Consider the following 25,130-nt stretch of genomic DNA (forward strand, 5'->3'; position numbering starts at 1 on the left):
TCCGTGTGGATGCTCAGGGTTGCCCGGGCGCCTGCGGCCGGGTCGGCGCGACCGGCTCGCCGAACGCGCTGGTGTGGCCGCCGGGCGGCAGCGGCTCGTCCGGTTCGTCCCCGGCTTCGTCGGCCGGCGGAGGGCTGGCCTGCCGGCGTTCGAAGTCCTGCACCATGCGCTCGGCGAAATCGCGGTACACCGGCGTGGGGCAGAACAGCGACGACGCGGCGCGGGCGAGCAGGCAGGCGGCCATGATCGGGATCACCATGTCCTGGTTGTCGGTCAGCTCCATCGCGATCACCGCCGAGGTCAGCGGCGCGCCGGTAACGCCGGCCAGGTACGCGCTCATGCCCAGCAGCACCACCGCGGCGGCGGGAACGCCGGGCAGGAAGTGCGCGATGTTCTGGCCCAGCCCGGCGCCGACCGCCAGCGCCGGCGAGAAGATGCCGCCGGGGATGCCGGCCCAGTACGAGACCACGTTGGCCGCGAGCTTGGCGATGCCGAAACCCTGGTCCGGCATGCCGGCCGTGCCCTGCACGATCGCGCGGGCCTGGTCGTAGCCGGTGCCGTAGACGCTGCCGTGCGTGCATGCGCCGAGCAGCGCCAGCGCCAGGCCGCAAGCCGCGGCGAAGGCGACCGGCCAGCGTGCGCGCAGGCGGCCGACCTGCGCCAGCGGGCCGTGCCGGCTGAGCAGGATCAGCCGCGCGAACAGCCCGCCGAGCAGGCCGCCGACCACGCCGGTTAGCAGCACGGCGAGCCAGGCGTGGCCCAGCGGCAGGCTGGCCTCGACTTCGCCGAAGTACGAGTAGTTGCCCATGATGCCCAGCGAAACCACGCCGCCGATGATCACCGCGGTGAGCAGCAGGCCGCTGAAGCGGTGCTCGAAGGTGCCGGCCAGCTCCTCGATCGCGAACACCACGCCGGCCAGCGGCGTGTTGAACGCGGCCGCGATGCCGGCGGCGCCGCCGGCCAGGATGAAGCGCGAGGCAGCCTTGGGGTCGCTGAAGCCGAAGCGGCGGCCCAGCGAATAGAACAGCCCGGCGCTGACGTGCACGGTCGGCCCCTCGCGGCCGATCGAGGCGCCCGCGGCCAGCGCGATCAGGGTCAGCGCCATCTTGCCCGCGGCGATCGGCAGCGCCAGCATCCGCGCGCGGAAACCCGCGTCCTCGACATGCAGCGTGGCGATCACCTGCGGGATGCCGCTGCCGCGGGTGGCGCGCAGGCGTCCCTCGGTGGCCCAGGCGAGCAGGCCGAACACCAGCGGGGTGAGCACCAGCGGGATCCAACTGCCGTGGCCGAGGATGCCGAGGAACAAGTGGTAGGACCAGGTGCTGGCCTTGGCGAACAGGATCGCCGCCAGCGCCACCAGCACGGCGCCGGACCACAGTACCAGCCGGCGTTTCCAGTGGTGCGGCGCGAAGAATTCGTGGCCGAGCAGCGCCTGCAGGCGCGGGTTGGCTGACTTCGCTGCGGGTTCGGGCGACTCGGACATGGCGCGATTATCGCAGACTGCCCCGTCAACGCGGCCGCCAGCGCGTCTCGTACAGGTCGAAGCGGCGGTCCTTGAGGTTCTGCACCGCGCCGGCGTTGCGTGCGCTGGCCAGGCTTTCCAGGCGCAGGTCGGCGAACAGCACGGTCTCGATGTTCGGCGTGGAATCGGCGGCGATGCCGTCGCGCGCGAACGGGAAGTCGCTGGGGGTGAGGATGCAGCTCTGGCCGTACTGGATGTCGAAGTTGTTCACGCCCGGCAGGTTGCCCACGTTGCCGGACAGCACCACGTAGCACTGGTTCTCGATGGCGCGCGCCTGCGCGCAGTAGCGCACGCGCAGGTAGCCCTCGCGCACGTCGGTGCAGAACGGCACGAACAGGATCAGCGCGCCCTGGTCGACCAGGTAGCGCGCCACCTCGGGGAACTCCGCGTCGTAGCAGATCATCACGCCGATCGGGCCGCAGTCGGTCTGCACGGTGGCCGCGCTGTCGCCGCCGGTGATGTTCCACACGTTGCGCTCGCTTGGCGTGGGGTGCAGCTTCTCGCGCTCGTGCAGCGAGCCGTCGCGCAGGCACACGTAGCAGACGTTGTGGATGTCGCCGTTGGCCTGCTCGGTGGGATGGGTGCCGGCGATGATGTTGATGTTGTAGTGCACCGCCAGGCGGCTGAACAGTTCCTTCACCTGCGGCGTGTACTGGCTCAGCTTGCGGATCGACTCGACCGGCGACAGCTCGGTGTTCTCGATCGACAGCAACTGCAGCGTGATCAGTTCGGGGAAGGTGACGAAGTCGGCGCTGTACTCGGTGGCGATGTCGGTGAAGTACTCGACCTGGGTGGCGAATTCCTCGAACGAGCCGATCCGGCGCTGCTGGTATTGCACCGAAGCCACCCGCACCGAGTCGGGCAGCAGCCGTGCCGAGGTGATCGGCGGGATGTCGGGCTGGTCGAGCAGCTGCGGGTTGCGCCAGACCAGGTGCGCCGCGTAGCCCAGCGATTCGTGGTCGGACGGCACGTAGGCGCGCAGCAGGCCGATCGCCTCGAAGTCGTTGGACAGCTGGAAGCTCAGCGTGGGGTCGCGCCGGCGGCCCTCCACCACCGCCTGCACGTAGGACGCGGCGTCGCCGTAGCGCGCGACGTTTCGCGCCAGCCCCGGGATGCGCCCGCCGAACACGATGCCGCGCAGCTTCAGGTCGACGCACAGCCGCTTGCGCGCCTGGTACAGCCGCTGGCCGATGCGCATGCCGCGGTAGTCCGGGCGCACCACCACCTCCATGCCGTACAGCCAGTTGCCGTCCGGCTTGTGGCGCGAGCCCATGCCGCCGCCGGTGACCTGCATCCAGGTATGCGGCGCCAGCGCGGTGGCCTCGTCGATACGGAAGGTGGCGCAGTAGCCCACGATCGCGCCCTCGTACTCGACCACGAACTGGCCTTCCGGGAAGTGCGTCTGCTGCGAGCGCAGCATCTCCGCCGAGTGGCCCCATTCGGGCGTGTAGACCCGGGCGGTGAGTTCGACCAGGGCCGGCACGTCGGCGGGCACGGCCTGGCGCAGCAGCAGTTTCGGCTTGTTTTCGCTGTTTTTCCTGACCATCGCCCGAGTATGCCCGCGGCGGGGTGAAGGCGATTTCATCGGGCCGGTTACACTGCGCGGCATCGTCATCCGGAGCCGGAACCATGAGCAGCAACGCCATTGCCCACTTCAAGGCCGGCCAGGCGTGGCGCGCCGACGGCTGGCAGGCCGGTGCCGCGCTGGGCGTGGACGCGGGCGGGCGGCTGCAGGCCACGGCGGAGCCGGGCGGCACGGCGCTCGGCCGCTGGGTGCTGCCCGGCATGCCGAACCTGCACTCGCACGCGTTCCAGCGCGCGATGGCCGGCCTGGCCGAGCGGCGGGGGAAGGCCGAGGACAGTTTCTGGAGCTGGCGCGAGACGATGTACGCGTTCGCTGCCGCGATCGGCCCGGACGAACTCAAGGCGATCGCCGCCCAGCTCTACGTCGAGATGCTCAAGGCCGGCTACACCAGCGTCTGCGAGTTCCACTACCTGCACCACCAGCCGGACGGCACGCCGTACGCGCCGACCGAAGCGATGTCGCTGGCGCTCATCGAGGCGGCGCGCGAGGCCGGCATCGGCCTGACCCTGCTGCCGGTGCTGTACATCAGCGGCGGCTTCGACGGCCGTGCGCTGGTCGCGCGCCAGCGCCGTTTCGGCCACGCCGTCGACGCCTGGCTGCGCCTGCTGGAAACGCTGCGCCGGCAGCAGGGCGACGAGGTGTGCGTGGGCATCGCGCTGCATTCGCTGCGCGCGGTGCCGGAGGCGGCGCTGCGCGAGGTGCTTGCCAGCGAGCTGGCGGCCACCGGCCCGATCCACATCCACCTCGCCGAGCAGGTCGGCGAGGTGCAGGATTGCCTGGCCACCCGCGGCGCGCGGCCGGTGGAGTGGCTGTTCGCGCATGCCGCGGTCGACGCACGCTGGTGCCTGGTGCACGCCACCCACCTCACCGCGGCGGAAACCGCGCAGCTGGCGCGCAGCGGCGCCGTGGCCGGGCTGTGCCCGACCACCGAGGCGAACCTGGGCGATGGCCTGTTCCCGCTGGCCGACTACCTGGACGCCGGCGGCACGCTCGGCATCGGCTCGGACTCGCACATCTCGATCTCGCCGGTGGAGGAGCTGCGCTGGCTGGAATACGGCCAGCGCCTGGCCACCCGCCACCGCAACATCGCGGCGCGGCGCCAGGGCGACAGCGTGGGCGAGACGCTGTGGCGCGCCGCGCTGCGCGGCGGCGCGCTGGCCTCGGGCCGGCCGGTCGGCGAGCTGCGCGACGGGGCGCGCGCCGACCTGATCGTGCTGGACGACGACTCGCCGCTGCTCGCCGCGCGCGACGCGCGCTCGGTGCTGGACAGCTTCCTGTTCGCCGGCAACACGCCGCTGGTGCGCGACGTGATGGTCGGCGGCCGCTGGCAGGTGCGCGACTTCCGCCATCGGGACGAGGAGCGCATCGCGGCGCGCTACCGCGACGTGGTGGCGCGGCTGGCCGGCGGCTGATCCGCCTGCGGGCGGGCGTGGCGGGGCGGGATCGCGCCCGCCGCGCGATCGCCGGCTACGCAAGCGCGGCGCGATTTGCCAAACTCGGTACTTTGCCCGATGGCGCCGCATGCGTACGAATGCCCTTGCCGCGGTGGGACTGGCGCTGGTCTCGGCGCTGTTCTTCACGCTTACCTACGTGCTCAACCGCAGCCTCGTCGCCGGCGGCGGGCATTGGGCGTGGGCGGTGATCCTGCGCTACCTGATCACGCTGCCGCTGCTGGCCATGGTGCTGCCGCTGCAGGGCGGGCTGGGCGAACTGCCGCGCGAGCTGCGCCGGCATGCCCGGCCGTGGCTGCTGTGGAGCAGCGTGGGTTTCGTGCTGTTCGGCGTGCCGTTGACCTGGGCGGCCAGCAGCGGGCCGTCGTGGCTGGTCGCCGGCAGTTTCCAGACCACCGTGCTGGCCGGCCCGTTGCTGGCGTCGCTGATCTATCGCGACGAGCGGCGCCGGCTGGCCTGGCGCACGCTGGCGCTGGGCGTGCTGATCGTGGCCGGCGTGTTCGCGCTGCAATGGGGCCATGCGCAGGGCCGGCTGCATGCCGGCGACTGGCTGGCGATCGGCGCGGTGGTGCTGTCCGCGTTCGCCTATCCGCTGGGCAACCGCAAGCTGCTGCTGCACCTGGAGCACTGCGGCAGCCGGCTCAACGCGGTGCAGCGGGTGTTCGGCATGACGTTGTGCAGCTGGCCGCTGTGGCTGCTGTTCGCGGTGGTCGCGTGGATCACGGTCGGCCCGCCCACGCCGCGCGAGGCGCTGCTGGCCGGCGGCGTGGCGCTGTCCTCGGGCACCATCGCCACCATCCTGTTCTTTCGCGCCACCGACATGGTGCGCAGCGAGCCGACCGCGCTGGCCGCGGTGGAGGCGATGCAGGCTGCCGAGCTGCTGTTCGCCACCGTGCTCGGCGTGCTGTTCCTCGGCGAGGCGTGGCCGCGCGGCTACGCCGCGTCTGGCGCGCTGGCGATCATCGTCGGCATCGCGCTGTTCGGCTGGTTCAGCGGGCGCGGCGCGGCAGGACACGACGAGGAAGTGCGCGCGCTGCGCGGCGACCGCAGCGCCTGAGGCAGGAGACATGCCGGCGGTTCGTCCGGTCGGGCCGGCATACCGGTGGCGTCAGGGCATCTTGCCGAGGATGGCGGTCATCTCGTCGCTGGAAAAGGCCCGCATGGTCTGCGTCCGGGTATTGCCCAGGCTGCCGATGCTCAGGATGAAAGCGGTTGCCGCCGCCTCGTCGGCCGCTTCGGAGATGATGACGATGTCGTATTTCCCCAGCGTCCAGAAGATCTCCTTGATCTTGACCCCGAACTTGCCGGCGGCCCCCTTGACGGCCTCGGCCCGCTTGGTGGTTTCCTTGATGTTGCGCATCCCCTGATCCGTGAGATGGGTAAGACCGATATAAGTCGCCATGAGCGATCTCCTCGACCGGGTGCATCTTCGACGCGGGACCGGGACGCCCCTGCGCCAGCGCCGGCCCCGTGGCGCTGGCCTGTGTCTGATGTTCGATTGCACAGCGCAGCGGCTCCGGCCGGCATGGGCAGACGGCACCGGATGCCGCGACGAAGCCCCTGCCGTCGGGCGGAACACAGGCGTTCAAGCGTGCGATCTTCCGCCAGCGCATGTATTTCCGGCGTGTAAGATCGGCTCGGGTGCGACGCGCGTTGGCCTTCGTTCGGCCGCACGGCTCTATCCTTGCCAGGTCGACCTACCCAGCAGCAGGCGGATGAGATGAAGAGTGACGTGGAGCCGGGCGCGGCAGAACCACCCACCGTCGAGGCGACCGCGCCGTACATCCACCACGGCACGCCGGCGTTCCGGCAGACCAATCTCGCACTGTTCGCGGCCGGCTTCGCCACGTTCGGACTGCTGTACTGCGTGCAGCCGCTGATGCCGGAGTTCAGCCGGCACTACGGGGTGAGCGAGGCGGGCGCGGCGCTGTCGCTGTCGCTGACCACCGGCGTGCTGGCGTTCGCGATGCTGTTCGCCGGCGGCGTATCGGATGGGTGGGGGCGCAAGCCGGTGATGGCGGCGTCGCTGCTGGTATCCGCGCTGCTGGTGCTGGTTACCGCGGTGATGCCGGACTGGACCGCGCTGCTGCTGGTGCGCACCCTGCTGGGGCTCACCCTGAGCGGCCTGCCGGCGGTGGCGATGACGTATCTCGGCGAGGAGATGGACGCCGAGTCGATCGGCTTGGGCATGGGCCTGTACATCAGCGGCAGCGCGGTCGGCGGCATGGGCGGGCGGCTGATCAGCGGCGTGCTGGCCGATTTCTTCGGCTGGCGCATCGGCGTGGCGGTGGTCGGCGTGATCGGCGTGGTGGCCGGGTTGGTCTTCTGGCGCGCGCTGCCGCCGTCGCGGCATTTCACGGCGCGGCCGTTGCACTGGCGCACGCTGCTGGGGCGCTTCGCCGGCATGTTCCGCGACCGCGGCCTGCCGTGGCTGTTCGTCGAAGGCTTCCTGCTGCTCGGCGCGTTCGTCACCGTCTACAACTACCTTGGCTACCGGCTGATGGCGCCGCCGTACAAGTTGAGCCAGGCGGTGGTCGGGCTGATCTTCGCGATCTACCTGATCGGCACGTTCAGCTCGGCGTGGATGGGCCACCTGGCCGGTCAGCTCGGGCGGCGCAAGGTGCTGTGGACGGCGTTCGCACTGATGCTGGCCGGGGTGGCGCTGACCCTGGCGCGGCCGCTGCCGCTGATCATCCTGGGCATCGCGGCGATCACCTTCGGCTTCTTCGGCGGCCACTCCATCGTCAGCAGCTGGGTCGGGCGGCGCGCCGGCGCGGCGAAGGCGCAAGCCGCCTCGGCGTACCTGTTTTGCTACTACATGGGTTCCAGCATCGCCGGCGCCAGCGGCGGGCTGTTCTACGCATCGCACGGCTGGAGCGGCGTGGCGCTGTTCACCGGCGTGCTGGTGCTGGCGGGGTTGCTGATCGCGCTGCGGCTGTTCCGCTTGCCGCCGCTGGTGAACGTGGCGACGCCGCCGACGCCGATGAGCCGGGGGGCGATGCCATAGCGCCTGCACCACTCCTCCCCTGCGCGCAGGGCGAGGTAGGGAGGGGGTGCTTTTGACTTGATGGATCAGAGCAAGAGCGAACCCCACCCCAACCCTCCCCTGCAAGCAGGGGAGGGAGGCAAGGTTCAGCGTGCTGCGGGCTTCAGCATTCCTTTCACCGCGTCGTAGTCGCCGTCGTTCGCGGCGGCGGGGAGGCCGAGCAGGCGGGTCATCAGCGGGTAGACGTCCAGGTTCGGGAACGCCGGCACCTTCGCGCCGGCGCGGAACGCCGGGCCGTGCGCCACGAACAATGCCTGCATCAGCGGCTCGGCATTGTCGTAGCCGTGCTCGCCCAGGCTCAGCCGGCCCTTGCGCTTTGCCGCGTAGTCGCTGGTGGTGATGCGCCAGTGCACGTTCGCCAGGCACAGCAACTGCGGCACGCGCGGATTCCTGCCGTAGGCCAGCCGCGCCGGCACGCGGGTCTTGTCCCAGCACTGCATGTGCGGCTGCGGCTGTTCCAGGGTCTGCTCGACCTGCGCGAAATCCGCGCGCGCCTGGGCGCTGTCCGACGCCGGGTTGAAGCCGGCCAGGATGCCCATGCTCACCGTCTGCACGCGGTCGAGCGGTACCAGTTCGTCGAGCATCACGCTGTTTGCCTCCGGCACGCCGGCCATGCCGTGGTCGGACAGCACGATCAGGTTGATCCGGTCGAACAGGCCGCGTTGCTTCAGGCCGCCCACCAGCCGGGCGAGCGCCGCGTCGGTGTCGCGCAGCGCCGCGTCCACCTCGGTCGAGTCCGGGCCATGGACATGGCCCGCGTGGTCGACCTCGTCGAAGTACAGGGTGAGGAAGCGGGGCCGCTCGGCGGCTGGCAGGTCCAGCCAGGCCAGCACCTGGTCCACCCGCTGGTTGGCCGTCACGCTGCCGTCGAACGGCTTCCAGTAATCCGGCCGGTGGCCGTGGATATCCGCCTCCGAGCCGGGCCAGAACATGGTGGCGGTGCGCACGCCGTGCCGGTCGGCGGTCTCCCAGATCGGCGTGCCCTCGGCCCACCAGCGGCCGTCGCTGACCGCCTCGCGGTTGCCCAGCGAGAACTTGCCCAGCCGCGGGTCGAACATGGTGTTGTTGACGATGCCGTGGTGGTCCGGCGTGAGGCCGGTGACGAGGGTGTAGTGGTTCGGGAACGTCAGCGACGGGAACGCCGGCTGCATCGAGGCGGCCTGCACGCCGCCTTGCGCCAGCATCGCCAGGGTCGGGCTGAGCCCGCGCTGCATGTAGTCGTGACGGTAGCCGTCGATCGAGATCAGCAGCAGCGGCGCCATCTCGCTGGCCGGGGTGGCGGTGGGCGCCGGGCGATGGGTGGCACAGCCGAAGCTGAACGCTGCCAGGGAACACAGCAGCAGGCGAAACGGGATTTTCATGCGTGGAACCTTATGGTGCGGACAGTCAGCCTTTCATCATCGCGCACTGCCATGACCATTTCACGTCTTGCCCGGCACGTTCCCGCAGGGTTGCTCGTTGCCTTGGTGCTCGGCCTGCCCGGCATCGCCGCGGCCTGGCAGTCCGACACCCGGCCGTTGATCAGGCCGGCGCCGCCGGGCGTGCAGTTCCAGCAGGCTGCGCAGCAGCAGGAGGCGCGCGACCAGCTGCAGCAGGGGCTGCTGGAACAGCAACTGCACCAAGGCGTGTCGGACAACGCGAAGCGGCCGAGCGCGGGCAACCCGCGCCAGCAGCGGCAACTCGAGCAGGCCGACCAGGCGCAGCGTGACCGCGATCGCGCCCGGCTGCAGGACCTGCTCGACCGGGAGCGCGACGCGCCGACCCCGCCGCGTGTCGTGCCGCAAACATCGCCGGTACCGAAGCAGGACGGCGGCTGATCGAGCGCCGCGCTGGAAGCCGTCTCTTGTAGGAGCGCACCTAGTGCGCGAATGCTCTGATGTTGATCGAAGCGAAGAGCATTCGCGCACAGGGTGCGCTCCTACGGGGAATTTGCCTCAGCCGAACAGATCCCCGCGCGCGATGCGATCCTCCAGGTCCAGCAGGTAGCGCTTCGTCGGCAGGCCGCCGCCGAAGCCGGTGAGGCTGCCGTTCGCGCCGATCACGCGGTGGTAGGGCAGCACGATCGGCAGCGGGTTGCGCCCGTTCGCGGCGCCGACCGCACGCACTGCCAGCGGCTTGTCGATGCGCCGGGCCAGTTCGCCGTAGCTGATCGTGACGCCGTAGGGAATCCGCCCCAGTTCGTGCCACACCTCCAGCTGGAACGGCGTGCCGACGGGATGCAGCGGCAGCTCGAAGTGCTGGCGCTCGCCGGCGAAATATTCCTCCAGCTGCACGCGGGCGAACTTCAATGGCGCGACTGCGCGGACCCAGCCGGGATGAGCCTGCTTCGGATGGCGTTCGCGCTCGAACCATATCTCGCGCAGGCCGCGGCCGTCCGCGACCAGGCGCAGCGTGCCGACCGGGCTGTCCATCTCGTCGTAGTAAACGGTGTCGGGCAGGTTCGTCATGCGATCGCCTCCGGTTTTTTCCGGCGTGCCGGCGCCGGTGCTTCCGACGCGCCGCGCCACAGGTGGATCACCGCGTACGCGCGCCATGGCCGCCACGCGTCCGCGCGTTCGGCCAGCGCTTTCGTGCCGAGCGGCGCGGCATTCGGCGCCGCCTCGCGGCGCAGGATCAGGTCCGCCGCCGGGAACGCGTCCGGGTCGCCCAGCGCGCGCATCGCGATATAATGCGCCGTCCATGCGCCGATGCCGGGCAGCGCGATCCAGCGTGCCACGAACGCGTCCGGCGACTGCTCCGCGCGGAAATCCACGCGGCCGTCCAGCAGCGCCTGCGCCATGGTGCTGATCGTCGCGGCGCGTGCCGCGGTCAGGCCGACCTCGCGCAGGTCCGCCCGCGCCAGCGCGGCCGGTGTCGGGAACAGCCGCTCCAGCCCCGGCAGCGGCGGCGCCGGCAACGGTTCGCCCCAGCGCCGCACGATGCGCGTCGCCAGCGTGCGTGCGGCCGCCATGCTGATCTGCTGGCCGAGGATCGCGCGCACCGCGATCTCGAAACCGTCCCAGCCGCCGGGCAGGCGCAGGCCGGGGTGGCGCGCGACCAGCGGACCGAGCACGGCGTCGTGGCGGAACGTGTCCGCGATCGCCTGCGGGTTCGCGTCCAGGTCGAACATCCGCCGCAGCGTCGTCACCACGCCGAGCAGCCGCGCCGGTTGCGGGCAATGCAGTTGCAGCCGCAGCGCATGCTCGCCGCCCGGCCACGCGCTGAGGCGCAACCATCCCGGCGAATCGGGCGGGCCGAACACCCGCGCGTAGCTCCCTTCGTCGACGAGTTCCACGCCCGGCAGCGCGCGCGTGCGCAGGAACGCGAGCAGCGCGTCGAACGCGTACGGCGGCCGGTAACCGAGCCGCAGCAGCAGCGTCGCACCGGCCGCCGCGCGCGGATGCCGGCGCAGTTCGCGCGGCGCGATGCGGTTCGCCTGCGTGAATGCCGCGTTGAACCGGCGCAGGCTGCGGAAACCGGACGCGAGCGCGACCTCCGTCACCGGCAACGCGGTTTCCGTCAGCAGCTGCTTCGCGAACAGCAGCCGGCGCGTCGTGTGCACGCTGACCGGCGGCGCACCGAGGCGCTCGACGAACAGCCGGCGCAGCTGCCGCGCACCGATGCCGACGCGCGCCGCCAGTTCGTCCAGCGATTGCTCTGCCAGCACGCCGGCCTCGATCAGCTTCAGCGCGCGCGCCACGACATGGTCGCCGCGCCGCCAGTGCTCGTTGCCCGGCGCCAGCTCCGGCCGGCAACGCAGGCACGGCCGGAAACCGGCCGCTTCCGCGGCGGCCGCGTTCGCGTAGTAGCGCACGTTCTCGCGCTTCGGCGCCGGTGCCGGGCATACCGGCCGGCAGTAGATGCCGGTGCTGCTCACCGCGGTGAAGAACAGGCCGTCGAAGCGCGCGTCGCGGCTCAGCCGCGCCTGCTCGCAGACGCGGGGATCGGGCAAATGGGGCAGGGCATCCATGCGCGCAGGCTAGCACCGCCCGGGCGGGCGGACTCGCCGTTTTCGGACATCCATGGCGGAAACGGCGAGCCCGCGCGACTTACTTGATCGGCGCCATCAGGTGCTGGTACGGCGTGCCGGCCCACATCACGTACGGGACCGTCGTATCCGGATTCGCGTTCTTCGGATACGCGTCGTAGAACGCCGGGTCGGCGCCCACTACCATGAAATGCGGCCCGGTCCTGACCCAGTGGTTGCCCGGCTCCGGCTTCTTCGCATACGGATCGGTGTTGCTCGCGTCCGTGCCGCCTTCCAGCATGTACACCATGCCGAGCTTGCCGGCCGGCGGCGGCTTGTGGTCCATGTACGCCTGCGCCCACTCCATCCCGTTCTTGTCCATGCACATGGAGTTCGGCCCCGGGATCGTCGGCAGGTCCGGCATGCAGGTGAAATCGTTCGTGCCCTTGCGCAACGTGCGCATCTTGCCGTCCGCGTCCATCGCGACGATCGTCGCGCCCTTCGCGACGCCGGCCGGCGCCGCGCGCATCGCGCTCGCGATCATCTGGGCGTCCGTGGGGGCCTTCTTGCCCGCCGCCTGCAGCCCCCCCATGGCGACGAGCATCGTGGTGGCAATGGCCAACCGGTACATCGACTCTGTTGCACGCATGGCAGCCTCCCCGCAAAGTCTTGCGATGGCCACTCCAGGACTTCCCCCGTCCGGCCAGTCTCTGCCGCTGTCTGACGCCAGTCAATCGGCACCGGCACCCGTCGCGGAGGTACTTCGGCCGGGCGGCCGGAACGGCCCGAAAGCCGCCGCTGCCGCGCATCAATCCCGCCGCCGGCCGAGCATGCCGGACAACACGCCGTCGCGGCGGATCAGGCCGTGGTACAGCGCCGCCGCCATGTGCGCCAGGAACGTGAGGAACAGCAGCATCGCGAGCCCGCCGTGCAGGTGGCGCAGCATCGCGAACGCGGCCGGGCTGGCCGGGAAGATCGGCGGCAGCCGCAGCGACGCGCCGAGCATCACCGGATAGCCGCCGGCCGACAGCATCGCCCAGCCGATCAGCGGCATCGCCAGCATCAGCAAATACAGCAGCCAGTGCGACGCCAGCGCCGCCAGTTTCTGCAGCGCGGGCAGGTCCGCCGGCAAGGGCGGCGGCGGATGGCGCAGGCGCACCGCCAGCCGCACCACGGCCAGCACCAGGATCGCGATGCCGAGCGGCTTGTGGATCGCGAGCAGCCATTCGTGGCGTGCGGAGACGGACGCGACCATGCCGACGCCGATGAACAGCATCGCCAGGATCATGCCGGCCATCAGCCAGTGCAGCGCGCGCGCGGCGGGCGTGAACGTGTTCGGGTCGGCCTTCATCGCTTCGTCTCCGCCGAGGGCGTGGTGCTGCCGGGCAGGCGGGCTTCCTCGCTGGTGCGGCGCAGGTACGAATCCGCATACGCGGCCGAGCGCGCGGGCAGCAGCGGGTCGTCGGAGGCCGCGATGCCGGCCGGCAGCACCAGCGGGTCGTAGTTGATGTCGCGGCAGGGGCCGCTGTCCTGCGGCTCGGTGCGTTCCAGCACCAGCGTGCCGGCGTCGATCGTGCGGCGATCGTCCGGCCAGGTCTTCGTCGCGTCGTTCGTCGGGTCGCCCGGGTTCGCGAGCGTCACCTGCAAGTGCCAGCGCAGCGGGCCTCGCGCCAGGCGTTCGGCCAGATCCGTCGCCAGATAGTCCGTGTCGCCGGCCTTGCCTCCGTCATCGACCGCTTCCGGCGCCATGCGCCAGCGCACCGGCTGGCGCTTGCCGTTCGCGTCGACGAACACGAACGCGTCGAGGCTCCAGTAGCTTTCGCTCGCGAAGCTGGCGGACGGTTTCGCCGTCTTCGCCCAGGCGCGGAATGCTGCCGTCTCCGGATGCGCGGCGAAGAACGCGGCCAGCTTCGCCGGGTCCGGCTTGCCGGTGGCCGGGTCCGGCTGCTGCGCCTGCAGTTGCGCGTAGAACGCCTTCGGCGTGGCGACGGGAAACACCGGCATGCTGTTCATGCCGGTGCGCCACTGTTGCCCGTTCGCGAGCGCAAAGCGCAACGCCATGCTGCGGATCGGCACGCTGCCGTCCGGCGCATATGGGTTGCCGCCGGGGATCGCGAAGCGGCCGACCACCGGCGTGCGGCCGGGTGCGAACACCTGCGCCACGGAATACGCCTGGGCCTGGCCGTTGCTGTCGAAATAGCCCGTCACGCAAACGCCCTTCGCATGATTGCGGCGATAGCCGGCGAACGTGCCGGCGTTGTCCTGCAACTGGTCGATCAACTTCGCCGGCGTAAGCCGCCACGGCGCCAGCCAGCCGCCGACATAACCGAAGGAAACCGCGGCGAGGCCAACCGCGGCGGCGATCAGCGCCCACGAGCCGATCCGGCGCGCGGGTGAATCCGGTGGGGCGGGATCGTGCATGCTCGACTCCTGGCCGCTGGGGCCACCTGTGATGGCGGGGCGCACGGTGTCGGGTTTCATGCCGTGCCGTCAGGTCTTCGCTCCGCGGCGGCGCTTCGTTACATGTGGCTTGCCGGTTGGCTGCGACGCCTGGATATGGCTCCATGCGCCAGCGTTCGGGTGCAGCACCGGCTGACCTATACTCATCGGTCTGACTCATCGGAGCCCTTCGTGATGAACGCACCCACCCGCATCGACACCACCCGCACCATCCGCGCGCCACGCGGCAGCGAGCTTTCCTGCAAGAGCTGGCTCAGCGAGGCGCCGTTCCGCATGCTGCAGAACAACCTCGATCCGGAGGTGGCGGAGAACCCGGCCGAGCTGGTGGTGTATGGCGGCATCGGGCGGGCGGCGCGCAACTGGGAGTGCTTCGACGCGATCCTGAAATCGCTGCGCGAACTGGAGGACGACGAGACCCTGCTGGTGCAATCCGGCAAGCCGGTCGGCGTGTTCCGCACGCATGCCGACGCGCCGCGCGTGCTGATCGCGAACTCCAACCTGGTGCCGCACTGGGCCACCTGGGAACACTTCAACGAGCTCGATAAGAAAGGCCTGATGATGTACGGCCAGATGACCGCCGGCTCGTGGATCTACATCGGCTCGCAGGGCATCATCCAGGGCACCTACGAAACCTTCGTCGAGATGGGCCGCCAGCATCACGGCGGCAACCTCAAGGGCAAATGGCTGCTCACCGCCGGCCTCGGCGGCATGGGCGCGGCGCAGCCGCTGGCCGCCTCGCTGGCCGGCATGTGCAGCCTCAACATCGAATGCCAGCAGAGCCGCATCGACTTCCGCCTGAAGACCCGCTACGTCGACGAGCAGGCCAGCAACCTCGACGACGCACTGGCGCGCATCGAGAAATACACCAAGGCCGGTGAAGCGAAATCCATCGCGCTGCTCGGCAACGCCGCCGACATCCTGCCCGAGCTGGTCAAGCGCGGCGTGCGCCCCGACGCCGTCACCGACCAGACCAGCGCGCACGACCCGGTCAACGGCTACCTGCCGCGGGGCTGGACGGTGGAGGAATGGTTCGAGCGCCGCAAGGCCGACCCGGTCGGCACCGCGCGCGCCGCCAAGCTGTCGATGAAGACCCACGTGGAAGCGATGCTCGCGTTCCACGCGCAGGGCATCCCCACCTTCGACTACGGCAACAACATCCGCCAGATGGCGCAGGACGTCGGCTGCGAAAACGCGTTCGCGTTCCCCGGCTTCGTGCCCGCCTACGTGCGCCCGCTGTTCTGCCGCGGCATCGGCCCGTTCCGCTGGGTGGCACTCTCGGGCGACCCGGAAGACATCTACAAGACCGACCAGAAAGTGAAGGAGCTGATCCCCGACGACGCCCACCTGCACCACTGGCTGGACATGGCGAAAGAGCGCATCAGCTTCCAGGGCCTGCCCGCGCGCATCTGCTGGGTCGGCCTGGGCCTGCGCGACAAGCTCGGCCTCGCCTTCAACGAAATGGTGCGCAACGGCGAGCTGAAGGCGCCGGTGGTGATCGGCCGCGACCACCTGGATTCCGGCAGCGTCGCCTCACCAAACCGCGAAACCGAATCCATGAAGGACGGCAGCGACGCCGTCAGCGACTGGCCGTTGCTCAATGCGATGTTGAACGTGGCCGGCGGCGCGACGTGGGTGTCGCTGCATCATGGTGGCGGGGTGGGGATGGGTTACTCGCAGCACTCCGGCATCGTGATCGTGTGCGACGGCACGGCCGAGGCGGACAAGCGGATCGCGCGGGTGTTATGGAACGATCCGGGCACCGGCGTGATGCGGCATGCGGATGCGGGATATGAGATTGCGGTGGAGTGTGCGAGGGAGCAGGGGTTGAAGTTGCCGATGGTTTGAGTGCCAACTACGGCATTGCCGTATATACGGCAATGCCGTATGATGGAGCGAGGCGGAAAGGAGTCTGTCCATGTTCGAGTTCATCGAGTCGCCGGTCTTCGAGCGATTGATCTATGACTATCTTGACGATGAAGGCTATGGCGCGTTGCAAGCCGCATTGTCGCAATGGCCGGAAGCGGGCGATCTGATCCCGGGTTCGGGCGGATGCCGGAAGTTGCGCTGGCATCTGCCGGGCAAGGGCAAACGCGGCGGCCTTCGCGTCGTTTACTACGTCAAGTTGCGCGATGGACGCATCTGGTTACTGGCTGTTTACGGCAAGAGCATGCAGGAGAATGTCCCCGCGCATGTCCTCAAGGCTCTGAAAGAGGAATTTGTTCATGGCGAAAATGACTGAAGCTCAATTGGCGGAGCGTGACAGCAAGCGCAACCTCGGCGAAGAACTGCTGCAGGCGGTGCGCGACATCAAGGCTGGCCGTACCGGTCGCGTATTCCGCGTCGAAGTGACCCAGGCCACCGAAGCCCGTCTCAAGCTAGGCCTGTCGCAAGCAGATTTCGCGGCCATGCTTGGCGTATCGGTACGTACATTGCAGGATTGGGAGCAGGGCAGGCGCGAACCGAGCGGTGCGGCGAAGGCGCTGCTGAAAGTCACCGTGGCCGCGCCGAAGACGGTGCGCAAGGTGCTTGCGGCGGCTTGATAAGTGAACCTGACCCCGTTCTTGAAATCTTGAAGGCCTGCAGCGATTGCGGGCCTTTTGCTTCTTCAACTTCCAAGCACCACACAAGCATCGGAGCATTGTGTGACGAACACCATGCTTGTATGGTCGGCGGAGCCACATGCCAAAGGGGGACTTGGAATGGCTGCCATACCGAAGAAAGTCGCGGAGCGTCTTGTCGTTGGCCTTAAACGCTATCAGCCCATCTTCCGGTGAAACGCTTTAAATGGACCTGATCCCTTTGCTGACCCCTTTGTTGGCACGGAAGCGGCGGACGAGCGGATTGCGCGGGCGTTGTGGAATGATCCGGGGACAGGGTGATGAGGCATGCGGATGCAGGGTATGAGGTGGCGGTGGAATGTGCGAAGGAATGGGGGTTGAAGCTACCGATGGTGTGATGGCGAATGTGATCCGAGGAATGAGCCCGCACCTTCCTATACTCATAGCGCTGTCTGAAGATGGAGTTGAACTAGGGGAGGGATCAACGTGCGTAGGACACTAGATGCGTTAGCAAAGCTGGAGACCCAGTGGTCAGCTTTGAAAAGCCAGAGGCCCGGCGATTTCGAGGTTGGTGTCGCTGGATTTGAAGGGCTTAACTATCAGTCCTTTGAAGACGTATTCAATGATTGGAGGGCTAGATTAGATAAACTTGAAAAAAGCAAGTGGATGGAAACCGTCCAGGCAGAATTGACAGATGCTGTACTGTCCAAGCAGATAGTTGAAGCGCATGGATTCGCGGCGCAAGCACCAGGCAATGGGGTCAACTGGCTTCTAAACTCAACCGAGTTTGTTCGACGAGTAGTCGATATCGGTCAAACGATGGCGGTGATCTCCGACCGTCGGGCTGGAGCCGCTAGAATATTGGCCAAGGAACTCGAGCTTCGGGGTGTCGAAGAGTTGGCAGCTGTGCTTGAGGCAGGAGATCGCGCCAAGGAGATAGAACGGCAGTCTGAGGTTGCTGAAAACACTTCAGAAAAGCTCGCTCAATCTACGAAGCAAGCGAATGACACGTTGACGGAAATTTCAGCTGCATCTGAGAAGTTAAACACTCTTAGAACGGAGATTAATGATTCTCACAAGGCGATAAGCGAGCGCCGTGCTGAAATTGAAACCTTGCACACTGATGTTGTTGGCTTTCGATCTCGCGCAGAAACAAAATCCGGTGAATTCGACCAAAAACTCGGCGAGTTAACCGAAGATGTTGCAGCAGCAAAGGCTGAAACCGCTGAAGCGATGCAGAGCCTGAAAAAAGCGCTTGTGGACGTACGCCGGCAAGGACTCGCGAGAGCGTTTAGTGAGCGCGCTACAAGGATTTTTCGAGAACGAATTATCTGGTTGGTAGTATTTGCGGCCGCTGTTGGCGGTCTGGCTTGCACGGCCATACGATTTGCGCTGGTGCTGGAGGCGTTAACCTACGAAGCGCTACTGGTTGCACTTTTGAGGCGGCTGGCACTGGCTGCTCCGATGGTTTGGATAGGTTGGTACGCTGCGAAACAACTTGGCCGCCTGAGCAGGGTTCAAGAGGACTATGAGTATAAAGCTGCCACTGCGCTCGCCTTTGAAAGCTATCGGAATGAAGTAAAGGACTCCAATGATGACGCCCTTATGTCAGATCTTCTCAAGACAACAATTACTAATTTTGGAGACAATCCGGTTAGATTGTATGAGCACGCTGTAAAAGATGCAGCTTCTCCAACGGATGATCTATTATCCAAATTAGAATCGAATGAAACAATAAAAGCTTGGGTAAAGCTCCAGTCGATCTTTGGACTTGGCAAGTCATGATTAACAACAAAGGGGACGGAGGTAATTTAATTTCGATAATTGCCTCCGACCCTTTTTTGCTTTTTTGGGCCGCCTTGCGATCAAACAGCAACTGGGGCGCAAACTCGCACCAAGGAAGATCGACCGGCCGAGAAAGACCGCCATCGAAACCTTAGACCTGCTGGAAAGTCGACTCTGACCGCTGTTTTACCTTGTGCGAGAATTACCGCTAATCCATTGGGCGTTGCACGGCATGAGAACTATCGGGCTGATCGGTGGCATGAGCTGGGAATCCACCATGCACTACTACCAGCGCATCAACGAGCTGGTTGCCGCACGCCTGGGCGGCCTGCACTCGGCCAGGTTGCTGCTGTGGAGTGTCGAGTTCGCCGAGATCGCGCGCCTGCAACACGCCGATGACTGGGATGCGGCCGGCCGCATCCTCGCAGGTGCCGCGCGCCGGCTGGAACACGCCGGGGCCGAAGGCCTGTTGATCTGCGCCAACACGATGCATCGGGTGGCGCCTGCGGTCGAGGCGGCCGTCAGCGTTCCGGTGCTGCACCTTGCCGACATCACCGCCCACGCCTTGCTGGCCGACGGCTACCGCAGCGCCGCGTTGCTCGGCACCCGCTTCACCATGGCCCAGCCGTTCTACCGCGAACGGCTGGAACGCCACGGCCTGTCCATCAGCGTGCCGACATCGGAAGAACAAGACGCGCTGCACCAAATCATCTTCGATGAGCTGGTGAAGGGGCGCATTGAACCGGCATCGCGCGAACGTTTCATCACGATCATGCGCCGGATGCACGCCGCGGGCGCGCAGGCGGTGATCCTCGGCTGTACCGAGTTCGGCATGCTGCTGCGCGCAGAGGACGCGCCAGACATCCCCCGCGTCGACACAACCGAACTCCACTGCCAGGCCGCCGTGGCTTGGATGCTCGCGTAACGCTCCGGCTATAAGAACGCGACCTGATCCACTTTCAGTCCGAAGAGGTGTCAGGGACAATTTCGGGGCGGCAACAGGCGTCGTCAAATTGTCCCCGTTCAAAGATGTCCGTCAAAGCCAGGCCATCTCACTCTGACCCCGGTTTTATTTCGGCAGCCCCGCCAGCCACGCCAGCACCGCGTGTGACAGCTCGATGCGCTTGTCCGAATAGGCGTGGTCGGTGGCGAAATGCCGGGTGGTCACGTGCGTGTCGCCGGCGTTGCGCAAGGCAGCGGCGAAGGCGTTGTTCTCCAGAAAAGGTGTCAGGGGCAGTTTCGGGGCGGCAATAGGGGAAAAAGGTGTCAGGGTGAGCTGGCCCGGGTTTGACGGACACCTTTGAACGGGGACAATCCCCTGGGAGGTGTCAGATGGTCAAGCGTCAACGATTCACCGCAGAGTTCAAGAAAAAACGGGGTCAGGTTCGCTTAGTAGAGGCGCGGAAGTGAACCCGGCCCCGTTCCTGGGAAGGTATTTTTGCTCTCAAAGGGGTTTCATGAGTGATGGCCAGAGGTGCTCGACATCTAGGTTGGCTTGCATGGCTCGCTATATGCACTTTTGTATTGCTTTTTGCGACTTCCGTGTTGGCCGTGGTTTCGATGTTCTTTCCTTATGTCCCTTCACATGAGGTGAGTTCTTTCTGTTACTACATACTCCCCTTCATTTTATTTTTACTGCTAATGGGGGTTGGGCTGGCGGGCAACTTGCTTGCCAAGCGAGGCGGTGGCCATTCGATGGCATTTCAGGAGAATTGGGTTGGTCCAATGTTTTCTGGAGCTATATTGTCCATTTTATGGGCACTAATGATGTCGGTGGTTCCGGCTATCCCTACGAAATATCTTGCAGATCATACGGTTGATGAGCATGTTATTGTAAGTAAAGTGTCGGGGTTCCGGATTAATTATGGGCATTTTGTATGGATCTATTACAAACAAGGTGATTTGAATGGTAAATTCATGTGGACGAGGACGGGTCTGGTGAACTCTATGGGGAATGGTGATTGTATTATTTTGCATGGACGTAAATGGTTATTTGGCTTTTATGCCGACGTGATTTCAAAATCAAATGATTGCGAATCAAAATGGGGTCAGGTTCACTCATCCTCCGCTCCATGAAAAGGTGTCATGGACAATTTAGGCGCCACCTTGTTTCAGCAAACCCTGAGGTTTATGCATTACCGGAGAAAACGCCAAAGGTGGAGCCCGGGTCAGAGTGCACTTCTTTGGGCGCGACGCATCCACTGTCAGCATCAACGGGCAACGTCCGTTGACTCGCTTGGGAAAAAAGGTGTCAGGGATAATTTCGGGGCGGCAATAGGCGTCGTCAAATTGTCCCTGACACCATTCTCGGACACCATTCTCGCCTGGAACCGCCATGCGCGGGACATCAGGGGACCCCGGCTGGATGGCATGCTGCCTGCCTGGAGTCGACGTTGGTGCCAACAGGAGGCGTAATGAGGACGATCTTATGTGCTGTGGCCATGATGGTGCTGCTGGTTCCGCGCGGTTACGCGCAGTCGTTGCACGAGTTGCACGTGGGCGCGCAGGAGGAGCAGATATGCCCTCAATCCATCATCGATCTGCTCGCCGACGAGCTCAAGTTGCCGGACCTGATCGGCTGGGATGACCATCCTTCCGCCCTCGTAGCCGCGGCATGCAAGGTCGATCCTGAGGACAGGGCACACACGTTCGTGGCCCTCGCTTACGACGCCGGCGAGGAGTACGAGAAGGCGCTGGTCCTGTTGATCGTCGACAGTGGCAGCAGTCGGGTGCTTGCTGACTACCGCGGCAAGATCGACGAGGACGCCGCCATGGAGGTGCAGCCGGGAAGCTTGTGGATCGATACCGCGCCGTACCTGCTGGCGCCCGGGATACGGGCGTTCGGGCTGGATGTGACCAGCGGCTATATGCCGAACTGCGGGGATGGCGGGGAGGGAGCCGAGCGATCGCTGTACGTGCGCGAGGGCGGGCACATCCGGCCGGTGATGCAGCGTCTCGGTGTGTCGCGCTGGCAATTCATCAAGCGAGGAAACGACCGCTGTAACTCGATGGCGCCGGAGGGCGCGCCCACCGTGATCGAGCATACGCTCTACACGCTCAGCGTATTGCCCGGAACCACCCATGGCTTTCATGATCTCCGGGTAACGAGCTCGTCCTATCTGGACGGGGACGTGGAGTCGAGCGGGGACCGGAAGCACGATGCGGCAGGGCATCAGTACTGGACCCTCAAGTACGACGGCCAGGCCTATCTATTGAAGAATATCCGGTAGTCGCAGGCGACAAAACAGGGGAATGCGAAAAGGTGTCAGAACAATGCGAAAAAAAAGGTGTCAGGGACAATTTCGGGGCGGCAACAGGAGTCGTCGGAAAAGGTGTCAGGGACAATTTCGCCAGTCTTCGGTGCTCGGCGTGATGGGATTAGCCGCTCCAGCAACCTCCCCAAAAAGGTGTCAGGGACAAATTGAAAATATGTCAGGGATGATTTTCGACTGGTCACCCCGCCACTCAAATCGTCCCTGACACCATTGTTCCCTATTCGTTGATTGTCCTCGACACTGTTTTGTCTCGTCTTCAGGAAAGGAACTTCACCAGCAACTGCCGCTTCGATTCAGGCAGCTTGCGGAATGCATCGAGCAGATGGTTCTCGTTGTCGCTCAGGCGACGATAGAGGGCGCTGGCTTCACCCACGCCCGGCGCGATGGGGCCTCGTCCGGTGGCGAGCCATTCCAGGTTGACGTCGAAATCCTTGGCCAGTTCGATGATGCGCGGGAGCTCGGGCAGGGCGAGGCCGGTGAGCCACTTGCGGGCGGTTTCCCGCGATACCGCGTAGCGGGCGGCCAGGGCACTTGTCCTTCCGCGCCCAGGAACGAAATCGGTCCGGTCCAGCGCCTTGCGCAGGCGGTTCGCGAAGTGCTCGTAGGGTGCTGCCATTCCAATTCCTGGTTGTCGCATCGTCCCCGCGCTTGCGCGCGGCGAGGCTTGGCAAGTGCGGTCCATTGTTGCGCACGCGCATTTGCGGATATGCCATTTATGGTTGTTGACATGAGCAATTTATAGTTGGATTATGGCCATGGATGGCGGGGGTGATAACGGGCGTCGGAATGCATTTGTTGAAGGAAGGGGCGTAGAGCCGACTCTGCCCCTGTTTCCCTGACTCCTGCTTCCGACGGCATTTCATGGAACGAGGAGGCGACCATGTCGACGTTCGATTCGGATGATCTGGGAACGACGGGCTATTTCCTGCCGGAGGACAGCCAGCTGCGGCTGAAGCAGCTACGCGAGTACGTGGGGTTTCTGACCAATTTGGCGCGACCGCGCAGGCCGGACGAGGACCGGGAATGGTTCTCGGAGATTCGCCCGGGCGAGGTGGCGATCTGCCTGGAACTGCTGGAGGAGCAGATCGCTCAGGTGCTGGACGAACTCTCGTGGCCGGCAGAACGTGGCGAGAGGGCGGCAGCAGGCGAGGTCGATGCGGACGCGGAGACTTGCACGCAAGCCGCAGCACCGGATGCCGCCGAGCCGGTGAAGGATGAAGCCGGCAATCGCTTCCTCTTCGGCGTCACCCTGGATCAGGTCGACGAGATCAACCTGCTGCTCGCTAGCCTCCGGGCCCTTGGCAATGTGGTGACCTGCAGCGATCACGCCGAGTTGTCCGACGTCACGCTGTCGATCATGGGCGATGCCATCGTCCGCGACGTGGAGAAGCTGCGAGACATCAACAGAGACGTGAATGCGCAGGAGCTGGAGCCCTCGCACCGGACGAAACCCGGTGTGCGTGAAGAGTGGGCCACCTACCTTGCGCTGCCCGCGCGTTTGCCCCTGGGCAGCGCGTCGCACGTCGTGCGGCAGCATCCAACCTGGCAGTAGCCGGGAGTCGCGGCGATCGCTTGCCAGATCGTGCTTTACGCCAGGGCGACACTGGACGTCGCCACCTGGGGCGCCGAGCTGGCCGTGGGGGTAGGGCGGGGCGGATCTATATCGTGGAGCAGAAACCGGGACGGAGAAAGTTAAGGTGAACTGACTACCTCACCCCGGTTTTCCGGTTTTCGCTGACCCAGGTTTTCGGACTCCGGTTTTCGGTCGTACGAATTGGCGCTCAATCAGCGTCGCCGTCGCCGTCGCCGCCGTGTTTCTGCACGGCTGCCGTGGAGGGGCTGGCAGCGCCGCTGCCCGTGGGGGCGCCTTGCCATTGCAGCCACCAGAATCCCAGCACGCCCGCCAGCAGCAGGACAGCCACCGTCCACCATGGGCTGCGCACGCCGTCCGCGGGCTGGCCGGGCTTGCGCCCGGTGATCATGGCGCGCACCAGGTTTTCGCGATGCAGCCAGCTGGCCACCACCACGCCGGCAATGTGCACGCCCACCATCAGCAGCATCAGGTTGGCAGCCGCCTCATGGGCTTCTGCCACCCATTCGCCGGCCAGGTCGTTGTACGTGGTCCAGCCCGACGCCGCGATGACCACGGTCAGGCCCAGCAGGGCCAGAATGGCCAGCGCACCGGCCGGGTTGTGTCCGGTGTGGTGTTCCGGCCGACCTTGCAGCAGGGCGCGCACGTAGCGGGCAACGGCCCGGGGGCCGCGCACGAAGGTGGAAAAGCGCGCGTAGCGCGTGCCCAGCAGGCCCCAAACGATGCGAAAGGCCACCAGGCCGCCCATGGTGTAGCCCAGGGTGACGTGCAGCAGGCGCCAGTGTTCGCTCTCGGCCGACAAGTAGGCGCCGGCAAAACTCAGCACCATGAGCCAGTGGAAGACGCGAACCGGTGCGTCCCAGACCAGGATCGGGGCGGCAGCCGGCGTGTGCGTGACGGCGGGCACGGCTTCCTCAACGGGGGATGCGGACATTGTCTTCATTGAAGTCTCCCTTGTCGGCCGTGGTGTGGCAGGCGATGCAGTTCGATGCGCTCTTGATCGAGGCGCGTTTCCAGGTGGCGGCAGATACCTCGTCATGCTTGTGGATGAACCAGGCGGTGCGCGTGATGCGATCCTGTGGCGGCTCTTCGCGAACGCGCTTGTAGGTGCCGGCATGCGCGTTGATCCAGCCCGACAGTTCCTTGACCGTAGCCGGATCCAGCGAGGCGTCCGTGCCGAAGTGGTTGGGCAGGTTGTTCATGATCCGGTTCCACGACGCCGCCGGCATGAGGCTGGGAGGGTAGGCCACGTGGCAGGCGGAGCATTCTTCCTTGTATTTGGGTGTCAGGGGCACCATGCGACCGTTGCCGTCCGCCAGGACCGGCAGGGCCGGCAGGGCAAAGCCACTGGCGGCGAGCAGCGCCAAGGCAAGTCGGCCGATCCGGGTGTGTAGTGGGTATGGCATGGAATCCTCCGTGAGAGTGAATGGAAATGCAGGTCTTCAGGGCTTGAGCGTCATCAGCCAGCTCAGCACATCGGCTTTTTCGCCGGCGGTGCATTCACGGCTCAGCACGTCTTTGCAGTTGCGGCGAAACCATTTCTCGGTTTTGGCCGGATCGGTAAAGCGCTCGGGATTGAAGGCCGGCGCCATGGCGCCTATGGTCTTTCCGGTGGAGGCGTGCTTGCCGGCCTGGATGGGGACGGCGCCGTGGCAGGAGGAGCAGCTCCACTCGCCACCGTGCTTGTTGGTGAACAGTTGCTGCCCGCGGGCGGGCGAGGCGGGAGCCCCGGCCTGGGCCGTATAACCGGCCAATTGCTCGGCGGGCGTGGCGGCCCGGGCGGCGGGCGCGAGGGCGGCACAGGCCAGCGTCAGGGCTGCGAGCGCGCGCGGAAAAGTGGCGGACAGAGAGAACAGGTTCATGGCAACTCCTTTTTTGACAAGGGTGCCGCCGGGTTCTTAGGGTTTTCTT

25 protein-coding genes are annotated in these 25,130 nt (G+C 66.2%); 12 read left to right on the forward strand and 13 right to left on the reverse strand.

The genetic code is table 11. From position 1 onward, the window contains the following. Positions 1-13: 13 nt before the first annotated feature. Positions 14-1,483, reverse strand: coding sequence for a chloride channel protein (locus AC3WRN_RS10415; protein ID WP_492622897.1), 1,470 nt, complete (start codon positions 1,481-1,483; stop codon positions 14-16). Between the two features lie 25 nt (positions 1,484-1,508). Beyond that, positions 1,509-3,068, reverse strand: coding sequence for a GNAT family N-acetyltransferase (locus AC3WRN_RS10420; RefSeq protein ID WP_492622898.1), 1,560 nt, complete (start codon positions 3,066-3,068; stop codon positions 1,509-1,511). A gap of 83 nt (positions 3,069-3,151) precedes the next feature. On the opposite strand from AC3WRN_RS10420, the gene AC3WRN_RS10425 reads away from it, so the two are divergent. Together AC3WRN_RS10425 and AC3WRN_RS10430 are read left to right on the forward strand one after the other, a co-directional pair. After that, positions 3,152-4,519, forward strand: a complete 1,368-nt coding sequence (locus tag AC3WRN_RS10425; protein WP_492622899.1) for a formimidoylglutamate deiminase — start codon at positions 3,152-3,154, stop codon at positions 4,517-4,519. 109 nt (positions 4,520-4,628) lie between these two features. Further along, on the forward strand, positions 4,629-5,615 hold the full coding sequence (locus AC3WRN_RS10430) for a DMT family transporter (RefSeq protein WP_492622900.1): 987 nt from the start codon (positions 4,629-4,631) through the stop codon (positions 5,613-5,615). A gap of 51 nt (positions 5,616-5,666) precedes the next feature. Here the strand turns inward: AC3WRN_RS10430 and AC3WRN_RS10435 are convergent, their stop codons facing one another. After that, a complete protein-coding gene (locus AC3WRN_RS10435) occupies positions 5,667-5,960 on the reverse strand; it encodes a GYD domain-containing protein (protein ID WP_068095769.1) in 294 nt (97 codons plus the stop codon). A gap of 318 nt (positions 5,961-6,278) precedes the next feature. Between AC3WRN_RS10435 and AC3WRN_RS10440 the strand changes: the two genes are divergently transcribed. After that, positions 6,279-7,565 carry an MFS transporter gene (locus tag AC3WRN_RS10440; RefSeq protein WP_492622901.1) on the forward strand — a complete coding sequence of 429 codons (1,287 nt, stop codon included), beginning with the start codon at positions 6,279-6,281 and terminating at the stop codon, positions 7,563-7,565. A 125-nt stretch (positions 7,566-7,690) separates the two neighbouring features. Here the strand turns inward: AC3WRN_RS10440 and AC3WRN_RS10445 are convergent, their stop codons facing one another. Continuing rightward, entirely contained in the window at positions 7,691-8,965 is a 1,275-nt protein-coding gene (locus AC3WRN_RS10445) for an alkaline phosphatase family protein (RefSeq protein WP_492622902.1), read from the reverse strand. Between the two features lie 51 nt (positions 8,966-9,016). Between AC3WRN_RS10445 and AC3WRN_RS10450 the strand changes: the two genes are divergently transcribed. After that, entirely contained in the window at positions 9,017-9,421 is a 405-nt protein-coding gene (locus AC3WRN_RS10450; protein WP_492622903.1) for a hypothetical protein, read from the forward strand. A 117-nt stretch (positions 9,422-9,538) separates the two neighbouring features. Here the strand turns inward: AC3WRN_RS10450 and AC3WRN_RS10455 are convergent, their stop codons facing one another. The 5 genes from AC3WRN_RS10455 to AC3WRN_RS10475 all read right to left on the reverse strand — a co-directional run bounded on the left by AC3WRN_RS10455 (position 9,539) and on the right by AC3WRN_RS10475 (position 13,971). After that, the gene (locus AC3WRN_RS10455; protein ID WP_492622904.1) at positions 9,539-10,051 is read right to left on the reverse strand and encodes a methylated-DNA--[protein]-cysteine S-methyltransferase; all 513 of its coding nucleotides are present in this window, start codon (positions 10,049-10,051) and stop codon (positions 9,539-9,541) included. Further along, on the reverse strand, positions 10,048-11,553 hold the full coding sequence (locus tag AC3WRN_RS10460; RefSeq protein WP_492622905.1) for an AlkA N-terminal domain-containing protein: 1,506 nt from the start codon (positions 11,551-11,553) through the stop codon (positions 10,048-10,050). The genes AC3WRN_RS10455 and AC3WRN_RS10460 overlap by 4 nt, the downstream gene beginning before the upstream one ends. A 79-nt stretch (positions 11,554-11,632) precedes the next feature. Next, positions 11,633-12,172: a hypothetical protein gene (locus tag AC3WRN_RS10465; protein ID WP_492622906.1), complete on the reverse strand. Its 540-nt coding sequence runs from the start codon at positions 12,170-12,172 to the stop codon at positions 11,633-11,635. A 186-nt stretch (positions 12,173-12,358) separates the two neighbouring features. Continuing rightward, on the reverse strand, positions 12,359-12,901 hold the full coding sequence (locus tag AC3WRN_RS10470) for a cytochrome b (RefSeq protein WP_492622907.1): 543 nt from the start codon (positions 12,899-12,901) through the stop codon (positions 12,359-12,361). Then, entirely contained in the window at positions 12,898-13,971 is a 1,074-nt protein-coding gene (locus tag AC3WRN_RS10475) for a catalase family peroxidase (RefSeq protein ID WP_492622908.1), read from the reverse strand. The genes AC3WRN_RS10470 and AC3WRN_RS10475 overlap by 4 nt, the downstream gene beginning before the upstream one ends. 213 nt (positions 13,972-14,184) lie before the next feature. Here AC3WRN_RS10475 and hutU point away from each other — a divergent pair, with 213 nt between their 5' ends. The 7 genes from hutU (at position 14,185) to AC3WRN_RS10510 (ending at position 21,583) form a co-directional block, all read left to right on the forward strand. Next, on the forward strand, positions 14,185-15,855 hold the full coding sequence (hutU, locus tag AC3WRN_RS10480) for a urocanate hydratase (protein ID WP_492622909.1): 1,671 nt from the start codon (positions 14,185-14,187) through the stop codon (positions 15,853-15,855). Between the two features lie 70 nt (positions 15,856-15,925). Next, on the forward strand, positions 15,926-16,249 hold the full coding sequence (locus AC3WRN_RS10485; protein WP_492622910.1) for a hypothetical protein: 324 nt from the start codon (positions 15,926-15,928) through the stop codon (positions 16,247-16,249). Continuing rightward, complete coding sequence (locus AC3WRN_RS10490; protein ID WP_231381715.1) at positions 16,233-16,550, forward strand: helix-turn-helix domain-containing protein; 318 nt, start codon at positions 16,233-16,235, stop codon at positions 16,548-16,550. Before AC3WRN_RS10485 ends, AC3WRN_RS10490 begins: the two co-directional genes overlap by 17 nt. 504 nt (positions 16,551-17,054) lie before the next feature. Further along, complete coding sequence (locus AC3WRN_RS10495) at positions 17,055-18,353, forward strand: coiled-coil domain-containing protein (protein WP_492622911.1); 1,299 nt, start codon at positions 17,055-17,057, stop codon at positions 18,351-18,353. A 232-nt stretch (positions 18,354-18,585) separates the two neighbouring features. After that, positions 18,586-19,278 (forward strand): aspartate/glutamate racemase family protein, encoded by a 693-nt coding sequence (locus tag AC3WRN_RS10500; RefSeq protein WP_492622912.1) that lies wholly within the window; start codon positions 18,586-18,588, stop codon positions 19,276-19,278. A 635-nt stretch (positions 19,279-19,913) separates the two neighbouring features. Beyond that, positions 19,914-20,429, forward strand: coding sequence for a hypothetical protein (locus AC3WRN_RS10505; RefSeq protein WP_492622913.1), 516 nt, complete (start codon positions 19,914-19,916; stop codon positions 20,427-20,429). 365 nt (positions 20,430-20,794) lie between these two features. Then, the gene (locus AC3WRN_RS10510) at positions 20,795-21,583 is read left to right on the forward strand and encodes a PA3715 family protein (protein WP_492622914.1); all 789 of its coding nucleotides are present in this window, start codon (positions 20,795-20,797) and stop codon (positions 21,581-21,583) included. Positions 21,584-21,884: 301 nt separating this feature from the next. Here AC3WRN_RS10510 and AC3WRN_RS10515 read toward each other — a convergent pair whose 3' ends face one another. After that, positions 21,885-22,244, reverse strand: a complete 360-nt coding sequence (locus AC3WRN_RS10515; protein WP_007511070.1) for a helix-turn-helix domain-containing protein — start codon at positions 22,242-22,244, stop codon at positions 21,885-21,887. 264 nt (positions 22,245-22,508) lie between these two features. Here AC3WRN_RS10515 and AC3WRN_RS10520 point away from each other — a divergent pair, with 264 nt between their 5' ends. Further along, entirely contained in the window at positions 22,509-23,180 is a 672-nt protein-coding gene (locus AC3WRN_RS10520; protein ID WP_492622915.1) for an XAC0095 family protein, read from the forward strand. Positions 23,181-23,409: 229 nt separating this feature from the next. Here AC3WRN_RS10520 and AC3WRN_RS10525 read toward each other — a convergent pair whose 3' ends face one another. From AC3WRN_RS10525 to AC3WRN_RS10535, 3 genes are read right to left on the reverse strand one after another with little or no spacing between them, the layout of a single operon-like run. After that, entirely contained in the window at positions 23,410-24,162 is a 753-nt protein-coding gene (locus tag AC3WRN_RS10525) for a cytochrome b/b6 domain-containing protein (protein ID WP_492622916.1), read from the reverse strand. Continuing rightward, positions 24,134-24,625 carry a diheme cytochrome c gene (locus AC3WRN_RS10530; protein ID WP_043795346.1) on the reverse strand — a complete coding sequence of 164 codons (492 nt, stop codon included), beginning with the start codon at positions 24,623-24,625 and terminating at the stop codon, positions 24,134-24,136. The genes AC3WRN_RS10525 and AC3WRN_RS10530 overlap by 29 nt, the downstream gene beginning before the upstream one ends. Positions 24,626-24,661: 36 nt before the next feature. Continuing rightward, the gene (locus tag AC3WRN_RS10535; protein ID WP_492622917.1) at positions 24,662-25,081 is read right to left on the reverse strand and encodes a DUF1924 domain-containing protein; all 420 of its coding nucleotides are present in this window, start codon (positions 25,079-25,081) and stop codon (positions 24,662-24,664) included. Positions 25,082-25,130: the final 49 nt, after the last annotated feature.

The sequence above is a fragment of the Rhodanobacter sp. FW101-FHT13A11 genome (assembly GCF_058790335.1).